The organism is Sphaerospermopsis reniformis (genome assembly GCF_005402885.1).
In the GTDB taxonomy this organism is placed as follows: domain Bacteria; phylum Cyanobacteriota; class Cyanobacteriia; order Cyanobacteriales; family Nostocaceae; genus Sphaerospermopsis; species Sphaerospermopsis kisseleviana.
In genome coordinates, this window is the sequence record NZ_BJCE01000090.1 from 1 (window position 1) to 20096 (window position 20096).

At 37.1% G+C, this 20096-nt stretch carries 12 protein-coding genes and 1 pseudogene; 5 read left to right on the plus strand and 8 right to left on the minus strand.

Annotated features, from left to right (window positions below; genetic code table 11):
• Positions 1 to 235: 235 nt before the first annotated feature.
• Positions 236 to 1267, plus strand: coding sequence for a dihydroorotate dehydrogenase-like protein (locus tag FFR48_RS14015; RefSeq protein ID WP_137667775.1), 1032 nt, complete (start codon positions 236 to 238; stop codon positions 1265 to 1267).
• A gap of 199 nt (positions 1268 to 1466) precedes the next feature.
• On the plus strand, positions 1467 to 2531 hold the full coding sequence (locus tag FFR48_RS14020; protein WP_096569453.1) for an ATP-dependent 6-phosphofructokinase: 1065 nt from the start codon (positions 1467 to 1469) through the stop codon (positions 2529 to 2531).
• A gap of 52 nt (positions 2532 to 2583) precedes the next feature.
• On the opposite strand, the gene FFR48_RS14025 is transcribed toward FFR48_RS14020, so the two are convergent.
• The 6 genes from FFR48_RS14025 to sipA form a co-directional block, all read right to left on the minus strand.
• Positions 2584 to 6069, minus strand: a complete 3486-nt coding sequence (locus FFR48_RS14025) for a PAS domain S-box protein (protein WP_137667776.1) — start codon at positions 6067 to 6069, stop codon at positions 2584 to 2586.
• Positions 6070 to 6700: 631 nt separating this feature from the next.
• A complete protein-coding gene (gene ppsA, locus FFR48_RS14030) occupies positions 6701 to 10318 on the minus strand; it encodes a phosphoenolpyruvate synthase (protein WP_137667777.1) in 3618 nt (1205 codons plus the stop codon).
• Between the two features lie 524 nt (positions 10319 to 10842).
• Positions 10843 to 12711 carry a CheR family methyltransferase gene (locus FFR48_RS14035; RefSeq protein WP_137667778.1) on the minus strand — a complete coding sequence of 623 codons (1869 nt, stop codon included), beginning with the start codon at positions 12709 to 12711 and terminating at the stop codon, positions 10843 to 10845.
• 530 nt (positions 12712 to 13241) lie between these two features.
• Entirely contained in the window at positions 13242 to 14114 is an 873-nt protein-coding gene (locus FFR48_RS14040) for a polyphosphate kinase 2 family protein (protein WP_137667779.1), read from the minus strand.
• A gap of 165 nt (positions 14115 to 14279) precedes the next feature.
• Entirely contained in the window at positions 14280 to 14837 is a 558-nt protein-coding gene (locus FFR48_RS14045; RefSeq protein ID WP_137667780.1) for a peroxiredoxin, read from the minus strand.
• A gap of 226 nt (positions 14838 to 15063) precedes the next feature.
• The gene (gene sipA / locus FFR48_RS14050) at positions 15064 to 15294 is read right to left on the minus strand and encodes a regulatory protein SipA (RefSeq protein ID WP_096569432.1); all 231 of its coding nucleotides are present in this window, start codon (positions 15292 to 15294) and stop codon (positions 15064 to 15066) included.
• A 38-nt stretch (positions 15295 to 15332) separates the two neighbouring features.
• Between sipA and FFR48_RS14055 the strand changes: the two genes are divergently transcribed.
• Together FFR48_RS14055 and FFR48_RS14060 are read left to right on the plus strand one after the other, a co-directional pair.
• On the plus strand, positions 15333 to 16415 hold the full coding sequence (locus FFR48_RS14055) for a 4-oxalomesaconate tautomerase (RefSeq protein ID WP_096569429.1): 1083 nt from the start codon (positions 15333 to 15335) through the stop codon (positions 16413 to 16415).
• 104 nt (positions 16416 to 16519) lie between these two features.
• Positions 16520 to 17848, plus strand: a complete 1329-nt coding sequence (locus tag FFR48_RS14060) for an APC family permease (protein WP_096569426.1) — start codon at positions 16520 to 16522, stop codon at positions 17846 to 17848.
• Between the two features lie 119 nt (positions 17849 to 17967).
• On the opposite strand, the pseudogene FFR48_RS14065 reads toward FFR48_RS14060, so the two are convergent.
• Positions 17968 to 18511 (minus strand): annotated as a pseudogene (locus FFR48_RS14065) (helix-turn-helix domain-containing protein); the annotation flags it as partial.
• 88 nt (positions 18512 to 18599) lie between these two features.
• Positions 18600 to 19034 (minus strand): nucleoside deaminase, encoded by a 435-nt coding sequence (locus tag FFR48_RS14070; protein WP_137667781.1) that lies wholly within the window; start codon positions 19032 to 19034, stop codon positions 18600 to 18602.
• A gap of 88 nt (positions 19035 to 19122) precedes the next feature.
• On the opposite strand from FFR48_RS14070, the gene FFR48_RS14075 reads away from it, so the two are divergent.
• The gene (locus tag FFR48_RS14075; protein WP_137667782.1) at positions 19123 to 19917 is read left to right on the plus strand and encodes an ion transporter; all 795 of its coding nucleotides are present in this window, start codon (positions 19123 to 19125) and stop codon (positions 19915 to 19917) included.
• Positions 19918 to 20096 lie beyond the last annotated feature (179 nt).

A 20096-nucleotide genomic window follows, 5' to 3' on the forward strand; every position in this document is an offset into this window, starting at 1 on the left:
ATAGAAAGAATAAAAAAAAAAGAAGCAACAGAAAAACAACAAACAAGAAACAAGAAGCAACAAACGAAGATGAAGAACACACAAGCAAGAAACAACAAGAACCACTAAACAAGAAACAATCACCAAACAACAATCACCAAGCACCAATAACCAATCACCAATAACCAATCACCAATCACCAATCACCAATCACCAATCACCAATCACCAATCACCAATCACCAATCACCAAAATTATGAACTTAACTACAACATATCTCGGTTTAGAATTAAAATCACCTCTTGTACCTTCAGCTTCTCCCCTTTCCCAAGAAGTTGATAACATTAAATTAATGGAAGATGCTGGCGCTGGTGCTGTGGTGATGCACTCGCTTTTTGAAGAACAATTAACATTAGAAAAATTTGAACTGCATCATCATTTAACTTACGGTACGGAGAGTTTTGCCGAAGCTTTAACTTATTTTCCTGAACCTACAGATTTCCGTGTTGGTCCAGAGGAATATTTAGACCATATTAGAAAAGCCAAAGAAAAAGTAGACATTCCTATTATTGCTAGTTTAAATGGTTCTTCTTTGGGTGGTTGGACTGAATATGGTAAACTGATGGAAGAAGCAGGAGCATCAGCATTAGAATTAAATATTTATTATGTTCCCACTGACCCAGATTTAACCAGCGCAGAAATTGAACAGAATTATATTGATATTCTCACATCTGTGAAAAGTGCAGTCACAATTCCTGTAGCTGTAAAACTCAGTCCTTATTTTACTAATACTGCCAATATTGCTAAACGTTTAGATGAGGCTGGGGCTGATGGTTTAGTATTATTTAATCGGTTCTATCAACCAGATATTAATTTAGAAACTTTGGATGTTGAACCTCACGTACTTTTAAGTACACCCCAAGCTATGCGTTTACCTCTACGCTGGATAGCTATTCTTTATGGTCATATTCAGGGTAGTCTAGCAGCCACTAGCGGTATTCACAATGCCCATGATGTGATCAAAATGTTGATGGTGGGGGCTAATGCAACGATGCTGTGTTCTGTGCTTTTACGGCATGGTATTGATCATATTCGTTCCTTGGAAAAGGATTTGCGGGAATGGATGGAAACTCATGAATATGAATCTGTTAAACAGATGCAAGGTAGCATGAGTCAACTTAACTGCCCTGATCCTAGCGCCTTTGAACGCGCTCAGTACATGAAAGCTTTGCAAAGTTACAAACCAGAATCGGGTAGACAGCTAAGAATGTCAACGCAGATGAGGTGATTGGGGATTGGGGACTGGGGACTGGGGAAGAAAATTTTAGATTTTAGATTTTAGATTTTAGATTGGAGTTGACAAAAACAATCCAAAATCCAAAATTCAAAATCCAAAATACATAACTCCTGACTCCTGACTCCTTGAACTCCTGACTCCTTGAACTCCTGACTCCTTGAACTCCTGACTCCTGAACTCCTGAAATCCTATGAAAAAACGTATCGGTATTCTTACAAGTGGTGGTGACTGTCCTGGTTTAAATTGTGTGATTCGTGCTGCTGTTAGTCATGCGACTCTTACATTTAATTGGGAAGTTGTCGGTATTCCTTATGCCACCCAAGGTTTATTAGAACGGCAAACTGTCCCCTTAAATATACATGGTTGGGATCTACGTGGTATTGATCCTTTAATTAATATGGGGGGAACGATTTTAGGTAGTATTAATAAAGGGGATACTTTAGCTGCTGCACCGGCAATTTTAGCTAGTTATGAAGCTTTGGGTTTAGATGCTTTAATTGCTGTGGGTGGTGACGGTAGTTTAAAGATTATCCATGAATTAGCAAATATGGGTAATTGGAATTTAGTTGCTATTCCCAAAACTATTGATAATGATGTAGCTTTAACAGAACGTGCAATAGGTTTTGATACGGCAGTAAATACGGTTGTGGATGCTATTAATCGTCTCACATTTACGGCGGCTAGTCACGACAGAGTAATGATTGTGGAAGTCATGGGACGTACTGCTGGCCATTTAGCTTTACATTCTGGGATTGCTGGGGGTGCAGATGTGATTTTAATTCCTGAAGTTCCTTATACTGTGAAGGGTATTTGTGAGCATTTACAGGAATTGCGCGATCGCTGGCGGCGTAAATTTGCCATCATTGTCGTTGCTGAAGGTGCTAATTCTAGTTTAGAAGATTTGGATAATCCTGCTAGTTGTTCTGTAGCTAAATGTGGTCGTGGTCAATATATCGCTGATCAAATTTCTAACTGTAGCAGCAATTTAATAGATACGCGAGTTTCTGTTTTAGGACATATTCAAAGGGGTGGTATTCCTTCAGCTTTAGACCGTCTAATAGCTACAGTTTTTGGTAAAAATGCCATTGATTTAATTGCCCAAGAAAAATATGATCAAATGTTAGCTTGGCAAAATGGAAATGTTGTCGCTGTCCCTATCCAAGATGCTTTAGATCAAAGTCCTGCTCTTGTTGATCCTAAATGTGATTTAGTCCAAATTGCTCACTCTTTAGGTATATATATAGGAGAAAAATAATTGATAATTGATAATTGATAATTGTCAATTCTCCATTGTCAATTGTCAATTGTCAATTACCCATTACCTGATTTAAACTCTGTAATAAATCATTGGCTGTATAGGGTTTTAATAAAACTGCTTGAACTTTTGTTTCTCCTGATTCTGGCAATAACTCTATTGTACCCAGTCCACTACAAGCAATCACTTGTACATCTGGGTTCATTTTTTGCATAGTGCGAATGGCAGTGACACCATCCATTTCTGGCATCATCATATCCATTAAAACTACACTAATTTCCTGTTTGTATTGGGCATAAAGAGCGATCGCTTCAATGCCATTACTAGCAGTCAAGGTCTGGTAATTGTTATTTTCCAGGATCATTGTAGCCACATCAAGTATTTGAGGTTCATCATCAACTATCAAAATCAATTCTCCGTTTCCCGGTTTAATGTCTAATTGCTCTAAACTAGGAACTTGAGGGGATTCTGCTGATGGCAAGAAGACTTTAAATGTACTGCCTTTACCAACTTGGCTGGAAACTGTCACAAAACCATTATGACTTTTAATAATTCCTAACGCTGTTGACAAACCCAATCCTGTTCCAGTACCAACTTCTTTAGTGGTAAAAAATGGCTCAAAAATGTTCTCTACTATTTTTGGGGACATACCTAACCCTGTATCCGTGACAGTAATCACAATATAATGTCCAACTTTCGATTCAAGATTCATCTTTGCATAAGCTTCATCAATAAACATATTTTCCCCAGCAATTGTTAGCATTCCACCTGCTGGCATGGCATCATGGGCATTAACTACCAGGTTCATTAATACCTGATGTAGTTGTGTAGTATCTCCAGCAACAGTCCAAAGATTTTCAGGGATTTGAGTGCTAAATTCAATGGATTTGGGGAATGTCTGTTTAGCAATTTGGATAATTTCTGTAATCAGGTGTTTAACTTGTACTATTGTTTTTTCTCCTTTTAAACCTCGCGCAAAGGATAAAACTTGTCTGACTAAAGCTGAACCTCGTTGAGCATTATTTTCAATAATATCAAGCATTTGGGGATGGCGTTCTTGATTTTTGGCAAGTTTGCCTTTAAGTAATTGGGTGGCGATTAAAATAGGTGTCAAGATATTATTTAAATCGTGGGCAATACCACCAGCTAAAGTACCAATGCTTTCTAATCTTTGAGTACGGAAAAACTGCTCTTCTAGTTTTTTTCTTTCTGTAATATCAGTATCTACAACTAAGATGGATTTTGGTTGTCCATCAGCATCAAACATCAGTGTCCAACGACTTTCTACAATAATTTCCTGGCCAGATTTGGTTTTTTTACGTAACTCACCTTGCCAATTTCCTAACTTGACTACTGTTTTCAGAGCGTTTGCTTCTTTTTGTAGTGCAGTTTTAGGGCAGAAAATATCCTGAAGGTTTTTACCGACAGCTTCATCCTTAGCCCAACCGTATATCCTTTCTGCTCCCCGACTCCAAAATATGATTTTTGTGTCAAAATCTCGCACAAAAATAGCATCAGTAGCGATATCTAATAAAGCAGCTTGATCCGAAATTTGCTGTTCTTTTTGCTTGCGCTCAGATATATCTCTAGTTGTACCAATTACCCGTATTGGCTGACTTTGTTTGTTATAGTAGACTTTTCCTCTGGTGCTTAACCAGTGTAGGCTACCGTCAGGCCAAACAGCCCGATATTCAACACTAAACTCGGTTTTTTGCTCCATGGCAAGATTCAGTGCTTGAGTAAAAACCTGAGTATCTTCAGGATGAATTAAATCTAAGAAATCTGAACAAGTTGGTGGACACAAACTACCATTGGGCAATCCGTACAGTAGACCTATATGAGCAGACCATATATAGGTATTGGTGGTCACGTTCCAATCCCATATTCCCATTTTGACCGCTTCGAGGGCTAAAGTTAGTCGCTCTTCACTTTCTCGCAAAGTTTGGTCAGCCAGTTGACGCTCGGTAATGTCTTCACCAATACTACCATAGTATTCCACTTGCCCTTGTTCATTCTTGATCGCAAAGCGTCTGGACAACAGCCAGCGTATTGATCCATCAGAATGGATAATACGATATTCTGAACTAGCATTTCCACCTTGTTGATGATACACCTCCACTTCTGCCATCAAGCGGTCAAGGTCTTCTGGATGAATTGCTTCTATCCAAGATAGAGGATTTTCCCGCAGACTTTGGCAGGAACGACCCCAAATTTTCTCATAAGCCGGGTTAATATAATAGACGTTACTGCAATCTTGGCTACCAATCCATATATATGAGTCCATGTTTTCAGTAAATTGCCGAAATATCTCCTCACTCTTTTGCAGGGCGGATTCTGTTTCCTTGCGCTCTTTCATTTCTTGCTGCAAAGCTTGATTAGCAATTACTAATTCTCTTGTCCGTTCTGCTACTCGTTTTTCTAACTCTTCAGTATCTTTAATGAGTGCTGTCTCAGCTTGTTTGCGTTCACTAATATTGCTCAATAACCACATCCAGCCACTCTGTTGATTTTGAGGATTGTACATTGGAGCTACTTTCACACTAGCAGGAAATGGCTTTCCTTCTCGTGGTTGGATACTAATTTCCCATTCTGGAAATTGTTCTAAATCTGTTAGTTGGGATATAAATGTATGACGTTCTTCTTGAGTAATAAAAATTGTTAGGGGCTTACCTACTAGATATTTGGAGTCTACAGATAGTAAGGTTGATGCTGCATGATTGGCTTCTTGAATAATGCCTAATTTATCGGTTACTAAATAACCATAAGGTGTCAACTCAAACAAATTTTGGTAGCGTCGGCGTTCTAATTCTACAATCTCACGAGCAACAACGAGTTGTTCGTTTTGTTGGCGTAGTTCTTCTTCAACAATTTGCAGTTCTTCTAGAGTTTGCTGAAGTTCTTCGTTAATTTTTATCTCGTTGGCAATTTTTTCTGCTACCAATCTGTGTATAATATTTTGAGTCTTACAGCATACTTCCTCTATTGTATGATGATGATATTGACATTTATTGGATGTATGTGTGGACTGTTCTGATTCTTGGAAATATTGCTGTAAACTCTCAACGACACCAACTATTTGCACTAAATTTAATTCTGCTAACAAGTCACATTCTCTGACTACTCCTACCAGTTCTTCCCCATCATCCACAATGGGCAAATGATGGATTCCATGTTGCTGCAAGATTGACAAAACTGTGGTAATATCTTGCAAATGTGATTCTCTTAGTGTGATAACTTCCTTTGTCATCACTTCAGTTATTTTTGTATTCCATAAATCCCAGTTAAGAGCTTTCAAACGTAGTACATCTCTCAGGGTAAATATGCCTAATAAATGCTTTTCTTCTACCACTAAAACATAGCTTCTACTTTTGCTTTTTGGTAATGATTCTGGGGCGTTGACTATTTTTGGGCTGTTACTTTGTTCTTGAATCAAGACAATAGCATCCATTACAGGGCTGTCAGGGCTAATCCTCAAGGGACAACGATCAATAATTTGATGTACACTCTTTGAAGTAAACAGCTGATCGTTTAATTGCATATAGTATATAATTTGAAATATCTTAATGGGCGCTGGTTATATCGTGTCCGTGTTCAGAGTTTTCATTAAGAAAGTAGGATTGCAGGGTCCAGAAAAAAAGATAATTTTCCTATTTTTGCACAAATCGCGTGATCATTACCAACTCACCAAACATGATATTAACGCCAGCTTTTTTTGAGAATAAGGTTGTCAAACCTGAATTATTGATGCTTTATTGTCTTTGTTCATGTTCTTGCTCAAGATAGTAATTTTGTTCTAAGTAAATTTTAGAATAAAAATATACATACGTCAATAACTGCTCGCAAAAATTTAATAATATCTTGTTTTGTTGAAGCTGATTTTCTTTTCAGGAGCTATAGATAATCTATTATCAATCAAAAATTAAATTTATTAACAAAAAGCCCAATAAGACTTTAAATTACTCCACACACCAGCACATATCATCCAATTTCCACCAAAGATTGACATATTTCCATTTTGTCTCGTACAGATCGTAAATTCTCCGCTATACAACTCAAACCATCCGTATTTGTTGGATATTTAAATTCACTTTTTGCTGCCAAATTTGGTGATCTGTGATTGGTGATTGGGAAAAATAAAATTAATTACCCAGTCACCAGTCCCCAATCACCTACATTCCTTCTGCTTCTGCAATTTCTAACATTGTCTTGATCACAGAATCAGGGTTAAGACTGATAGAATCTATACCCAATTCTACCAAGAATCTAGCAAATTCGGGATAATCGCTGGGAGCTTGACCGCAGATACCGATCTTGCGATTATATTCTTTAGCGGTGGCGATCGCTTTAGCAATTGTCCGTTTTACAGCTTCGTTGCGTTCATCAAACAAATGGGCAACTAACTCTGAATCTCGGTCTAATCCTAATGTTAACTGTGTCAAGTCATTAGAACCAATAGAGAAACCGTCAAAGACTTGGCTAAATTCGTCTGCAAGTAGCACGTTACTTGGCAATTCGCACATTACATAAACTTCTAAACCGTTCTCACCACGAACCAAGCCATTTTTCGCCATCTCTGCAAGTACCCGTTGTCCTTCTTCGGGAGTACGACAGAAGGGAACCATGAGAACCATGTTAGTTAAACCCATTTCATCCCGTACCCGTTTCATAGCTTGACATTCCAGGGCGAAACCTTCACGGTAACGAGGATCATAGTAGCGAGAAGCACCACGCCAGCCGATCATCGGGTTTTCTTCTTTGGGTTCAAATTGTCTACCACCTAAGAGGTTAGCATATTCGTTACTCTTGAAATCAGACAACCGAACTATCACAGGTTTGGGATAAAATGCTGCGGCAATTGTACCAATACCTTGCGCCAATTGAGCAATAAAGAATTCAGCTTTATTTTCATATTGGGCGGTTAACTCAGCAATTTTATATTTTGCTAGTTCGTCTTCCAATTCATTAAAGTGCAACAATGCTAAAGGATGTGCCTTAATGTGGTTAGCAATAATAAATTCCATTCTTGCTAAACCCACACCATCATTAGGAATTGCTGTTAAACCTAAAGCCTCCTCTGGGTTGCCCACATTCATCATAATTTTAGTGCGGGTACGAGGCAAATCATCTAAAGGTAATTCTTGAATTTCAAAGTTTAACAGACCTGCATAAACTCTGCCTGTTTCACCTTCAGCACAACTAACAGTTATTTCCTGTCCTGTCTTCAAAACTGTGGTCGCATTTCCGCAACCAACTATGGCTGGAATACCCATTTCTCTGGCGATAATTGCGGCGTGACAGTTACAAACAACTACAGGAGTATATTTGTCCGTGAAAACTAGATAATTATGATGATCGGCAACAGTAATATTATAAACTTCAGCGTCTACTGCATCTGCAACTTTAACAACTCGTTGCATTCGTAGATCACCTTGTAAAAGGTCTGCAAACTCACTCATTTCACCCAGTTGTTTATCGGAAATAAGTAAGTTTGTATCTCTTCTCAATTTGATTTGACCTGTTACATTGTCACCAAATAGTTGATTAGCAGCAAAAAATCTAGTTTGAATAGTTCGTGGAGTAGTGTCTCCTTTAACTCGTTGGGTATATTGTAAAATTTGCTCTAATTTTTCTACAATTTGGACATTGTAGATATTACGGTTTTTAGTAACTTGAGGAACAGTATTGATTTTCAAACAAGCAATAATCACAGCTTGTAGTAAGTTCTCCTCAGAAATATAGATGTTGATGCGGTTGTTAGCATAGCAACCATCACCATCAATTACACCTCCTAAAAATTGATAGGAAACTTCTGGAGTATTCTCTAAAAGAATTTGAGTAATCTGTTGTTCTTTTTCTTTTAAGTCATAGGCGATCGCCTGAGAATAAACACGATAAGCTGTATCTTGGCCTGTTACCTGTTTTCCTCGGATGTAACCTGAAGATACTGCTTTCTCACAAGTCGCAAAAGATTTACCATAAACAGCATTCATTTTTTCATTCATAGTAGCTATGAATGCTTGTTTTTCTGGTACAGATTTTTGGATAAACTGGACTTCTCCATGAGTTCGACTGGTGTAAATTGAACCGTCTGTAATAATTCCTCCCAAAAGATAAGCTAAATCTGCTGCTTGATCTTTGCTATTACCTAATGTGGGAATATTCTCAGATACAAGCACCATTTCTTGATTATTTAACATTTCTTGAATCTCAGTTTTGGTATATTCACCATTCCTAAGATTGACCATTTTATGATCAGGAGTTAACCGTAGGAAATTATCTCTAACTTTCCCAGTTTGAGATACACTCACACCAATTATTTGAGATGTCCGTTTCATTGCATCTATAATTGGTTTCCATTCCATCTGATGGGTTTTAGTGTTCAGGGCTAAAGTTGATAATCCTTGATATCCTTGTTCATAAATTTGTTGAATGGTCATAAAACCTTGATTTGTGAGAATTTTCGTTTCTCCATCAAAACAAGTTCTACCACCGGAGTTAGTGACAATAGCACTAGCTTTTTTCATAATCGGTTCCCAGTCCGGGTCTGTGCGGTTGGTGACTAACACTTCTCCGGCTTGGAATTGGTTAATTTGGTGAACATCGAGAATGACTCTAGCTTTACCTTGACCAATCATTTCGCCAACGCTACGACCTGTTAACAGAACATCACCTTTTTCTTTGAGAACATAAGTTCTGAGAACAGTTTTCGATTTTTGTGATTGGACTGTTTCTGGTCTAGCTTGGACGATAAATAATTCTCCAGTAATCCCATCTTTTGCCCATTCAATGTCCATTGGAGTAAACATACCCCGGACTTGGGAATAATGGTCTTCAATAATGCAAGCCCAGTTTGCTAATTGTAAAATCTCATCATTATTTAAAGCAAATTGGTTTCTTTCTGCTTCAGGAACGGCAACATTTTTGGTTAATTTTGTTCCACCTAAATCATAAACCATTTGAATTTCTTTTGTTCCCAAACGTTTTTGCAGAATGGGTTTAAATCCTTGTTTCAAGGTAGGTTTAAATACTAAATATTCATCGGGGTTAACAGCACCTTGAACCACGTTTTCACCTAAACCATAGGCGGCGGTAATTAAAGCTGCATCTTTAAAGCCAGTTTCTGTGTCAATGGAGAACATCACACCAGAACAAGCCATGTCAGAACGTACCATTTTTTGCACACCTACTGACAGTGCAACTTCAAAATGATCGAAACCTTTGAGTTGACGGTAGGAAATTGCACGATCTGTAAAAATGGACGCAAAGCATTTATGACAAGATTCTAATACGCTTTTAAGTCCGTGAACGTTGAGGTAAGTTTCTTGTTGACCAGCAAAACTGGCATCCGGTAAGTCTTCTGCGGTAGCACTGGAACGCACTGCAACGTCGGTGTCTTCACCGTATTCTTGACATAAAGCTTGATAGGAACGGGTGATCGCTTCTTGCAAGTCTATCGGAAATGGCGTTTCTAACATTAGCGACCGGGCTTGCTTACCACATTGTCGCAAATTGTCAACATCTTCTACATCTAAAGTTGCAAAAATCTTTCTTAATCTGGTTTCTAAACCTGCGGCTTTGATGAAATATCTATAAGCATAAGCTGTGGTAGCAAAACCTGTAGGAACTTTCACTCCTTTAGGTTGCAACTGCTGAATCATTTCTCCCAAGGATGCGTTTTTGCCACCGACAAAGGGTATATCTGCAATACCAACGGTATTAAAAGGCAGGACTAAAGCCTCTTCTTTGTTAAATTGGCTGCTTTGTTGATTGGGTCGCATTTGCACCATGATCTTGAGTCCTTTAAAACTTACAAATTTTTTTGATTTTGGTGCAGAAGCTTTTACTAACTTTTACTAAGTTGTTCTGCTTTTCGCTTCCATAATTATTTTTATATAAATAAAATCTGAGGAACTTGTGAAGATAAAAATTTAACGAAATGTGAAGTAAATATTGTCAATTTGTTTCGCAATATTACGATATATTTTGATAATTAATTAAATAAACCTCACAATTTCCTCACATTTTTCAAATATTTTATATATCAAATTTATATATCAAAACGTAAAAAAATGGTTCTTCAGTACATAGTATGCAAAATCAATCTCAAAAAACTGCGGAAGGCTTAATATACATAAGACATAAGCTACAAATATTGGATATTATTACAAAAATTGCCTCTTTACCCTGATCCTTCCTGTTCCCTATCCCCTATCAGTTTAGCATACTAAGTACGGTAGAGCCAAAAAAATTAGCTTAACATTTTCAACCCTTAAAGCCATTGACTGATCAAGTTTTTCTAACTTTTTTGAATTTATTGATTATGAATCATATTTTTGATTTTATCTACATCTGCCATCATCACAACTACCCCTTCTATTTTTTTGTCGATGAGGGGGTTGAGAGCAACATAACATTGGATTTGTTTGCCTCGGCGATTTGTAGCGGCTAAAATCATTTCTTGGAAATCTATTTTACCAGATAGAATATCACGAATAGGCGATCGCAACTCTTCCACAGGTAAACTAATATCTAAACTAAATAGAGATTTATGGATCACTTCATCATTGCGTAATCCCCATAAATCTTCTACAAAATTATTCCAAATTAAAATGTTAAAGTTTGGGTCAATGACAACCATTCCTGTTTGCAGGCTTTTAAGAATGGATGTAATAAAAACATTGGTGCGGTTCAGTTCTAAAGTGCGATCGCTTAACTCATAATTAATTGTTTGTAATTCTTCATTTGCAGATTGCAATTCTTCATTCATTGTTTCCAATTCTTGATTACTAGACTGGAGTTCTTCGTTAGTTGTTTCTAATTCTTCATTAGTAGATTGTAGTTCCTCGTTGGTAGTTTCTAATTCTTCATTAGTAGATTGTAGTTCCTCGTTGGTAGTTTCTAAATCTTGTCGAGAACGTTGCAATGCTTCTTGCAATTGGACATAACGGGTGACATCATTAAAACTTATGCTCACACCTAGTAAGCTGAGATTATCGTCTTGTAAAGGTGTGATCCGCACATCCAAGTATTGCTTTTCTGAATTTGATAAATAGCGTTCTACATTTGTAAGATTGATGGGACGATGTTCTTTGTATGCTCTTTCTATTAGCGATCGCAATTCTATTGGTCGATAGGAAATTTCCAACTCGTGAAAAGGACGATCTAAATCTCTCATTGATAAACCAAACAAACTGCGAGCTTGCTCATTGATAATCACTAATAAACCATTGATATCAATGACTATCTCCGCTACTGGGGTTGCATCAAAAGCCAACTCCTGCAAGCGAATGTGTTTAGATAAACGACGATTAGATTCATCATCTGCTGAATTTGCCATAACTAATAGGCGATCGCGTAAATTTGTTGATGATAACTTAGTAAATATTCTATTTTTTAAGTCTACAGGCATAAACAAATTAGAATACATCAGCAGCATCTCGGCTTTACCTAAAAACAAATAGCCAGTATCATTCAGGGCAAAATGAAACCTCGCCATTATTCGCCCCTGCACCTCAGAATTGAAATACATCAATGTGTTACGACACACCAACAAATCTAACCGGGAAATCGGCGCATCCAAAAATAAATTATGACGACCAAAAATTACACACCGACGCAAGTCTTGACGAAATATATAATTATTCCCTGCTAAATCAAAATATTTATCCAGTAGTTCCGTTGGTACTTTATCAATATCTTTCTCTGAATATACAGACTGACGTGCCTGATTGAGAGCTTCTTCATCAATATCTGTAGCGTAAATTTTGACTCGATGACGAAACTCTTCGACTCCTAATGCTTCAGTAAACAGTATTGCTATAGTATAAGCTTCTGCTCCCGATGCACAACCAGCAGACCAAATGCGAATCTGTTCACTATTTTTTTTGCCTTTAATAATATTAGGTATGATTTGCTTTTCTAAATATTCCCAAGCAGCAACATCCCGAAAAAAGTCGGTAACATTAATCAAAATGGTATTGAACAAATAATTAAATTCTTCTGGGTGAACTTCTAGATAATCTATATAATCACTAAAATGTTCTATACTTAAGGTTTGTAGCCTCTTAGTAACTCTACGTACCAAAGTTGAACGTTTATAGCCAGTAAAATCAAAACCCCGATTTTGTCTGATATAAGTAAGTAAATTTTCAAAGTTTTCAGGTATTTCTAGGAAAGTCATAGGGTCAAAAATGGATAATCAGGTCTCAAGATAATAGACATAGACATAGTTTGTTGAGTATGCTTAATAACTTTTCACGCATCCTCTCAATATAAATCACATTTTATTTATAAAAAAACCTTATATCTCTAATATATTTAAATTCTATGTATAAAACTGCAACTATAAATTTAGTGATAAAATATCATAAAAATGATCTAGCATTTACCAAGTTAGTGAGGTACAGAGTTTTTTATCTTAGGGAATTGGGAATTGGGAATTGGGAATTGGGAATTGGGAATTGGGAATTGGGAATTGGGAATTGGGAATTGGGAATTGGTAACAGTAAATAAATTATGGTGTACCTCATGAGACTGGGAAACGCTATATAGTCTTATCGCTTAATTTGCCTGGACTTATAAAAACAGGACTGGAATATTCAAGAATGTTAATCATAAGCTAAAATTTAACCAATAGTCATGAAAAAAGTCAAGTAGACAAAATAAATATCTTCCCAAAGACATACGAAGTTAAAACTCATACAGTGCTTTTTATTCATCTTCAATTTCTAATATTCTCTTAGCTTCTAAAAGCATAAGCTTATGCTCTTCACTAACAGTAGGATATTGTAAATTTAATTCTTTTAATTTAGTGCAGATAATATCTGACACAACCAACCTGGTAAACCACTTGCGATCGGCAGGTATAATATACCAGGGTGCATATTCTGTACTGGTGTGGTTAAAAACGTCTTCATAAGCCATCATGTAATCATCCCAAAAACCACGTTCCCGCACATCACTAGGGGAAAATTTCCAATGCTTTTCTGGTGATTCAATTCTATCTAAAAAGCGTTTTTTCTGTTCTGCTTTTGAGACATTGAGAAAAAATTTCAGAACAACAATTCCATTATTCACCAAATATTTTTCAAAATTATTAATTTCCTGAAAACGCTGCTGCCAGATTTGATTACCATGCGGAATATAATGCAGTTGTTGTTTTTCTAAAAGTTCTGGATGGACGCGCACCACCAACAATTCTTCATAATAAGAACGGTTGAATATACCAATTCTTCCCCGTTCGGGTAAAGCTTTCATTGAACGCCACAAATAATCATGATCTAATTCTTCATCACTAGGTTCTTGAAAGCTAAAAACCTGACATCCTTGAGGATTCACCCCAGACATCACGTGTTTAATAGTGCTATCTTTACCAGCAGCATCCATCGCTTGCAAGATAATAAGCAACGCATAAGTATTTTGAGCATAGAGAATATTTTGATAATTCGCTAATTCTTTGATACCAGCTTTTAATTTTCTTTTCGCCTCAGCTTTTTCATGATATTCAGCTTTATAACTGGGGTCATAATCATCTTTTAAGGAAATTTTAGCCCCTGGAGAAACAATAAACGGATCATGATTCATCTGTAAAAAGCACCTGATTAGAAATGATTTAGAGATTTTGTTGGTAATAGGTGACTGGGGACAGTGAAGAAGCAAGGGAGCAGGGAGCAGGGGGAGGTTAATAACCCAATTACCAATTACCAATTACCAATTACCAATTACCAATTACCAATTACCAATTACCAATTACCCATTATCTGATTGTAACTTTTCCAGTCGTGCTAAAACTTCCTGACTGTGAATAGTGGGATTGACTTTGACAAAAGTTTCCCGCAAAATACCCTGGGGATCGATGATAAAACTATGACGCATGGATACATAGCCAATCCAAGAACCATAAGCTTTACTCACTGCACCATCAGTATCCGCCAAAAGGGGGAATTTTAAACCCTCAGAATCACAAAATTCGGCGTGGGAATCAATATCATCCGCACTGACACCAATAATCTGAGTATTTTTTTCTAGATATTTGGGTAAGTCTTGTTGAAAACGCCGCGCTTCAATTGTACAGCCAGAGGTGAAATCTTTGGGATAAAAATATAAAACTACCCACTGACCACGTAAGTCAGAAAGGGAAATTTTACCATCTCCTGTATTGGTGGGTAAAGTGAAATTAGGCGCGGGTTGGTTGATTGCAGGTAGTTTACCACCCAAAGCAGCAGCAGTGGGGGCAAAGTTCAGCCAACTAATGAAGGATAAACAACCAGCCAATAAAATGGTAATAAAATTGCGTCGTGAAATCATTGTTGCAAACCAGAATCATAACTTAACATAAGTTAACATTCTTTCGAGTTCCCGGACTGCTTGAAGAAGTCGGGGATCTTAGGGACTTCCAAGAAATAAATTATCCAATCTTATGGGAGATTATCCAATCTTGTGGGATGGGCTTCTAGTCCGTCCGGGTTTAAGGGCAGGCTGTCCGGCCTACCCCACAAGAATTAATTGTATATTTTTTTTATCTGGAAGTCCCTTATCTCAGCGGATTTTCTGTACTTTCAATATATTGACTATCCATGAGGAAAGTACCTCTAGCAAAACGTACACCCCAATATCCTCCAGGACGGCGGTCAATAACTATACCTTCTTCACCGACGCTAATCACATCAGGAGGACGTAACATGGGCATGGGGTCAGCAGTTTTAATGTATGGTGGTAATGTGACGACACGGACTTTACCGCCAATAGGAAATTCTGGAGACATTTTAAGAACATTAGCAGTTGTAAATTAATTTATTGTAAATGCAAATAGGAATACCTTGTTTGTTTATGCGTGGTGGAACATCACGGGGACCCTATTTTATCAAACAGGATCTACCCAGTGATGAAATATCAAGAAACAATGTTCTCTTGGCGGTGATGGGTTCGCCAGATGAACGACAAATTAACGGTATTGGTGGTGGTACAACTCTTACCAGTAAAGTAGCAATCCTATCGCCATCTCAACATCTATGGGCAGATGTAGATTACTTATTTGCCCAGGTCAACGTACTTCAGCCAAAAGTTGATTTTGCACCCTCCTGTGGTAATATTCTGGCAGGTGTTGGACCAGCTGCAATAGAAAGAAATTTGGTTGCAGCTGTAGATGGCAAAACTACAGTTAAGATTCATGCCGTTAACACAGGTTCACTCATTGAAGCTGTGGTGTGTACACCCGGTGGTCAGGTAACTTACGAAGGTAATACAGTCATTGATGGTGTACCTGGTTCAGCAGCACCGATTTTACTCAACTTCATGAAAATTGTTGGTTCTAAGACGGGTAAACTTCTACCCACTGGTTATACAAGTGAAGAAATTGAAGGAGTACAAGTCACCTGTATTGATGTTGCCGTACCAATGGCGATCGCACAAGCTCAAGCTTTTGGTAAAACAGGTTATGAAACTAAGACAGAATTGGATGCTGATACTGCTTTTTTGCAGAAGATCGAGGTAATTCGTCGTTTGGCAGGTGAAAGAATGGGATTAGGTAATGTTGCCAACAGTGTAATTCCCAAATTCGCCATTATTGCCCCACCACGTCAGGGAGGTAGTATTACTTCCCGCTACTTTGTTCCAGATACTTGTCATGCTGCTCATGCTGTCACTGGTGCTATATGCGTGGCCTCCTCCACTTTACTGCCAGGTTCTGTTGCTGATGGTATTGCCAAAGTGACAGACTCCCAGCAGCAAAATATCATTATTGAGCATCCTTCGGGAAAACTAGAAATTTCCTTAGTTATTCATCAGGAAGGATCAGAAATAGTCATTGAGCGTGCAGGGGTGATCCGAACAGCCCGGTTATTATTTTCTGGTAATGTTTATGTTTCTTCTCATCTATGGACTTAGGGACTTTCAACTCAAAAAAATACTGAAAACCTTATTTCCTGTTTCCTGCTCCTTCCTCTACCCTGCCCACACAAATAAATTTAGAAATCAAACCGGACTACTATATGTCAGATTCAGAGACAAAACTTCAGCATGAAATGAAACGAGAATTAGGTTGGTTTGATACTACCATTATTGGACTAGCCTCAGTTATCGGTGTAGGTATTTTTGTTAGTCTTGGTATAGCTGCTGGACTATCTGGTTTGGCTGTAATTTTTGCATTAATTTTAGCTGGATTATTATCAGCTTGTAATAGTTTGAATCTGGCTCAACTAGCAGCAAATCATCCCGTTAGTGGAGGAATTTATGAATATGGTTATAAATATCTCAACCATTGGCTAGGATTTACTGGTGGCTGGATTTATCTGTTAGGTAAAACTGCTGTTGCAGCCACGGCGGCTCTTGGTTTTGCTGGCTATTTCCTTAATGCCTTAGGACTATTTGACAAAGGGTTAATTGTACCTGTTGCTGAAGTTGCTGTTGTCATACTTACCTTAGTTGTGCTTGGAGGGATGAAGCGTTCTAAGATAGCGACAACAATAACAGTTTTTATCACCATTTTCTCCCTGTTTTTCTTAATAGTTACTGGGTTATTTGTTCATGCTAGTACAGGATTTGAATATTTAACTTTTATTCCAGAAAATTCAGGTAATTTGCTCCAACATTTGCTAGAATCTACTGCTTTAATGTTTGTTGCTTATAATGGTGCTGCTCGTATTGCTATGGTTGCTGAAGAAATCAAAGAACCACGTAAAAACATCCCTAAAGCAATTTTATTGACAATTTTCATTACTCTAGTCCTGTATGTAGGAGTAGCAATAGTTAGTTTAGGTTCTATTGGTGCAGATGCTTTAAGTGATACAACAGCACAAACAGCTTCTTTAGAAAGAGTAGCTTTAAGTTTTGGTATTCCAGGCGCATCTAAGATATTAGCAATTGGGGCTACTACTGCTATGCTTAGTGTCCTCCTCAGTATTATTCTGGGATTATCTCGCCTACTATTAGCAATGGGAAGACGGGGAGATATGCCCAACTTTATGGCCAAGTTAAATAGTTCTGAGACTACACCTTATTGGGCAGTATATTTTATCTGTGCCGTGATTATGCTTTTGGTTTTAACAGGTAATGTGAAAACTACTTGGTCTTTTGGTGCTTTTGGTGGTTTATACCGTTGTGTTATTGTTAGTTTAGCAGCCTTAAAATTAAGTGATGAAGAACGATTGTATCCTAAATGGTTAAGCTGGATAGCTTTGTTATCCTGTCTGTTTTTAGCTTTTTGGATAGAGTGGCAGATATGGTTAATCAGTTTTGGTTTAATTGGTATGGGTTTAATATGGCATTTTGCTATCCATAAAATTAAGCTATCTGAAACTATAAATAAACCTATTCCATAGCCTGATGTTATAGCAGGAAATAGGGAATAGGGAACAGAGTTGAATACAGGATTGAGAATGAATTAGATTTTTCGAGTTAGTTATTCTTGATAATTGGTAAAAAATGTACTGGCGATAAGTTTTCCCCAGACATAACCACATATATCTCCCCATAATAAATGACATTCGTCAACCATAAATATTACTAGCTCTCCTGCCTCTATTTCCGCTCTTCGCGTCTCCAACAACTCACAAATCTCTTTTTTTTTGAGTCCACTAATTCTTGGTTATATTTTGGATTATTTGCCTGTGTTTTCTTCCAGCTAATATTAGCAGCATCAAATATCTCGTAGTAACTTTGTTTTGAGGCGAATGTCACTCCATATTTTGAGGCTATATGATACTCTAATTCATTCAATGTCCATTTTTCTTTAATTTGCAACCATTCCATTACCTCGGCACGTTGAATATTAGAAAGAAATCCTTTACTTCCTTTGTACTTGAGTTTTAAACCATCAATTCCCTTTTGAAAAAACGCTTTCTTGTAGGTGATGAGACATCTAATATTGGCATTATCTCCTCATGTTTATATCCACGTAGCAACATTTTTACTGCTGTAGCTCGCTTAATCTCACGTGGCTCTTGACTATTTTTGATAAAATCCTCTAATAATTGTATCCACATTTGTAGCCCACACCCCAGTTCTCAAATTTACTTTTTTCCTATTTCCGTATTTTCTCACAAACTGCTCAGGATTGCTATAGGGCTTTTTTTATGCAAATAATTTTAGACATTCCTGCCTTAAAATTCCTTTTGTTACCTTGATATTTCTAAATGATTTAGCGATAACTTCTTCACAAGATATATTAATTTGTCCTTGATTTATAGCAATTAAATCTGCAATTGAAGCACCATAAATAATTTCTGATATCCCCGTCCATACACAAGCACTAGCGCACATGGGACAAGGTTCACCTGTGGTATATATAGAATAACCATCTAAAGCCGGATTTTTCAGTTTAGCGGTTAAATTACGAATAACATTAATTTCCGCATGGGCTGATGGATCACTGTCTCTACTGACAGTATTATAAGCTACTGCAACTACTTGATTATCTTTAACTATCACCGCACCATAGGGCACATCTCCTTTTTTTGCTTCTTCTATGGCCAGACTCATAAAATATTCTTGGGATTCTTGGTTCATCTTTACAGGAAATTTAAATAGGATTATTCTTTATAATAGCACATTTTTGGCGTTTTTCTTATAAATTAGTTATTTTTTTGATGATATTATGTTATTAAATCGAGCTAAAATAGAATTTTACTTAACAGACTTAGAAACTCCAATTGGGAAAGCAATTAATTTAACAATTGCGTCTTTAGTTTTATTATCATCGGGAATTTTCGTAGCGGAAACTTATAATATTTCTCGTGATGCTCGTTTAGAAGTAAGAGCATTAGATACTTGCATATTAATAATCTTTACCATAGAGTATGCACTACGTTTATGGAGTTCAGAAAATAAACTTAAATATATTTTTAGTTTTTATTCAATTATTGATTTAATGGCTATTTTACCATCTTTAATTGGTTTTGTAGATATTAGATTTATCCGCTTATTGCGATGGTTCCGCATTTTGCGCTTACTGAGGTTTATAGATAGTAAATTTTTATTTGGTACTATTAGCAACGAAGATGGCGTAATTTTTACGCGGATATTATTTACTTTATTTGCCATCATCTTTGTATATTCAGGCTTAATTTATCAAGTTGAGCATCCAGTTAACCCACAAAACTTTGGCACTTTTTTAGATGCCTTTTATTTTTCAGTTGTAACAATGACAACGGTAGGATTTGGAGATTTAACACCCATTTCTGAATTAGGACGTTTGCTCACAGTATTGATGATTTTAACAGGAGTTGCTTTGATTCCCTGGCAGGTAGGTGATTTAATTAAACGGTTGGTGAAAACCGCGAATCAGGTAGAAAATGTTTGTTCTAGTTGCGGTTTAGGTTTTCATGATGCAGATGCAGAATATTGTAAAAGATGCGGTACTAAGTTGCCTGTAAAATCACTCCAGCCCTAAAAGGATGTTTGTAAAGTCATGAAAGATACCCGCAAAAACCATAATAATCTAGATAGGGGTTGCTGAGAAAGTCTTTCCGTGAGGGCATAGGAGTCAGGAGTCAGGAGTCAGGAGTCAGGAGTCAGGAGGAGATTTGAAAATTTCTTTGCCATCTCTTGAAATCCCAAAAAATGCACACT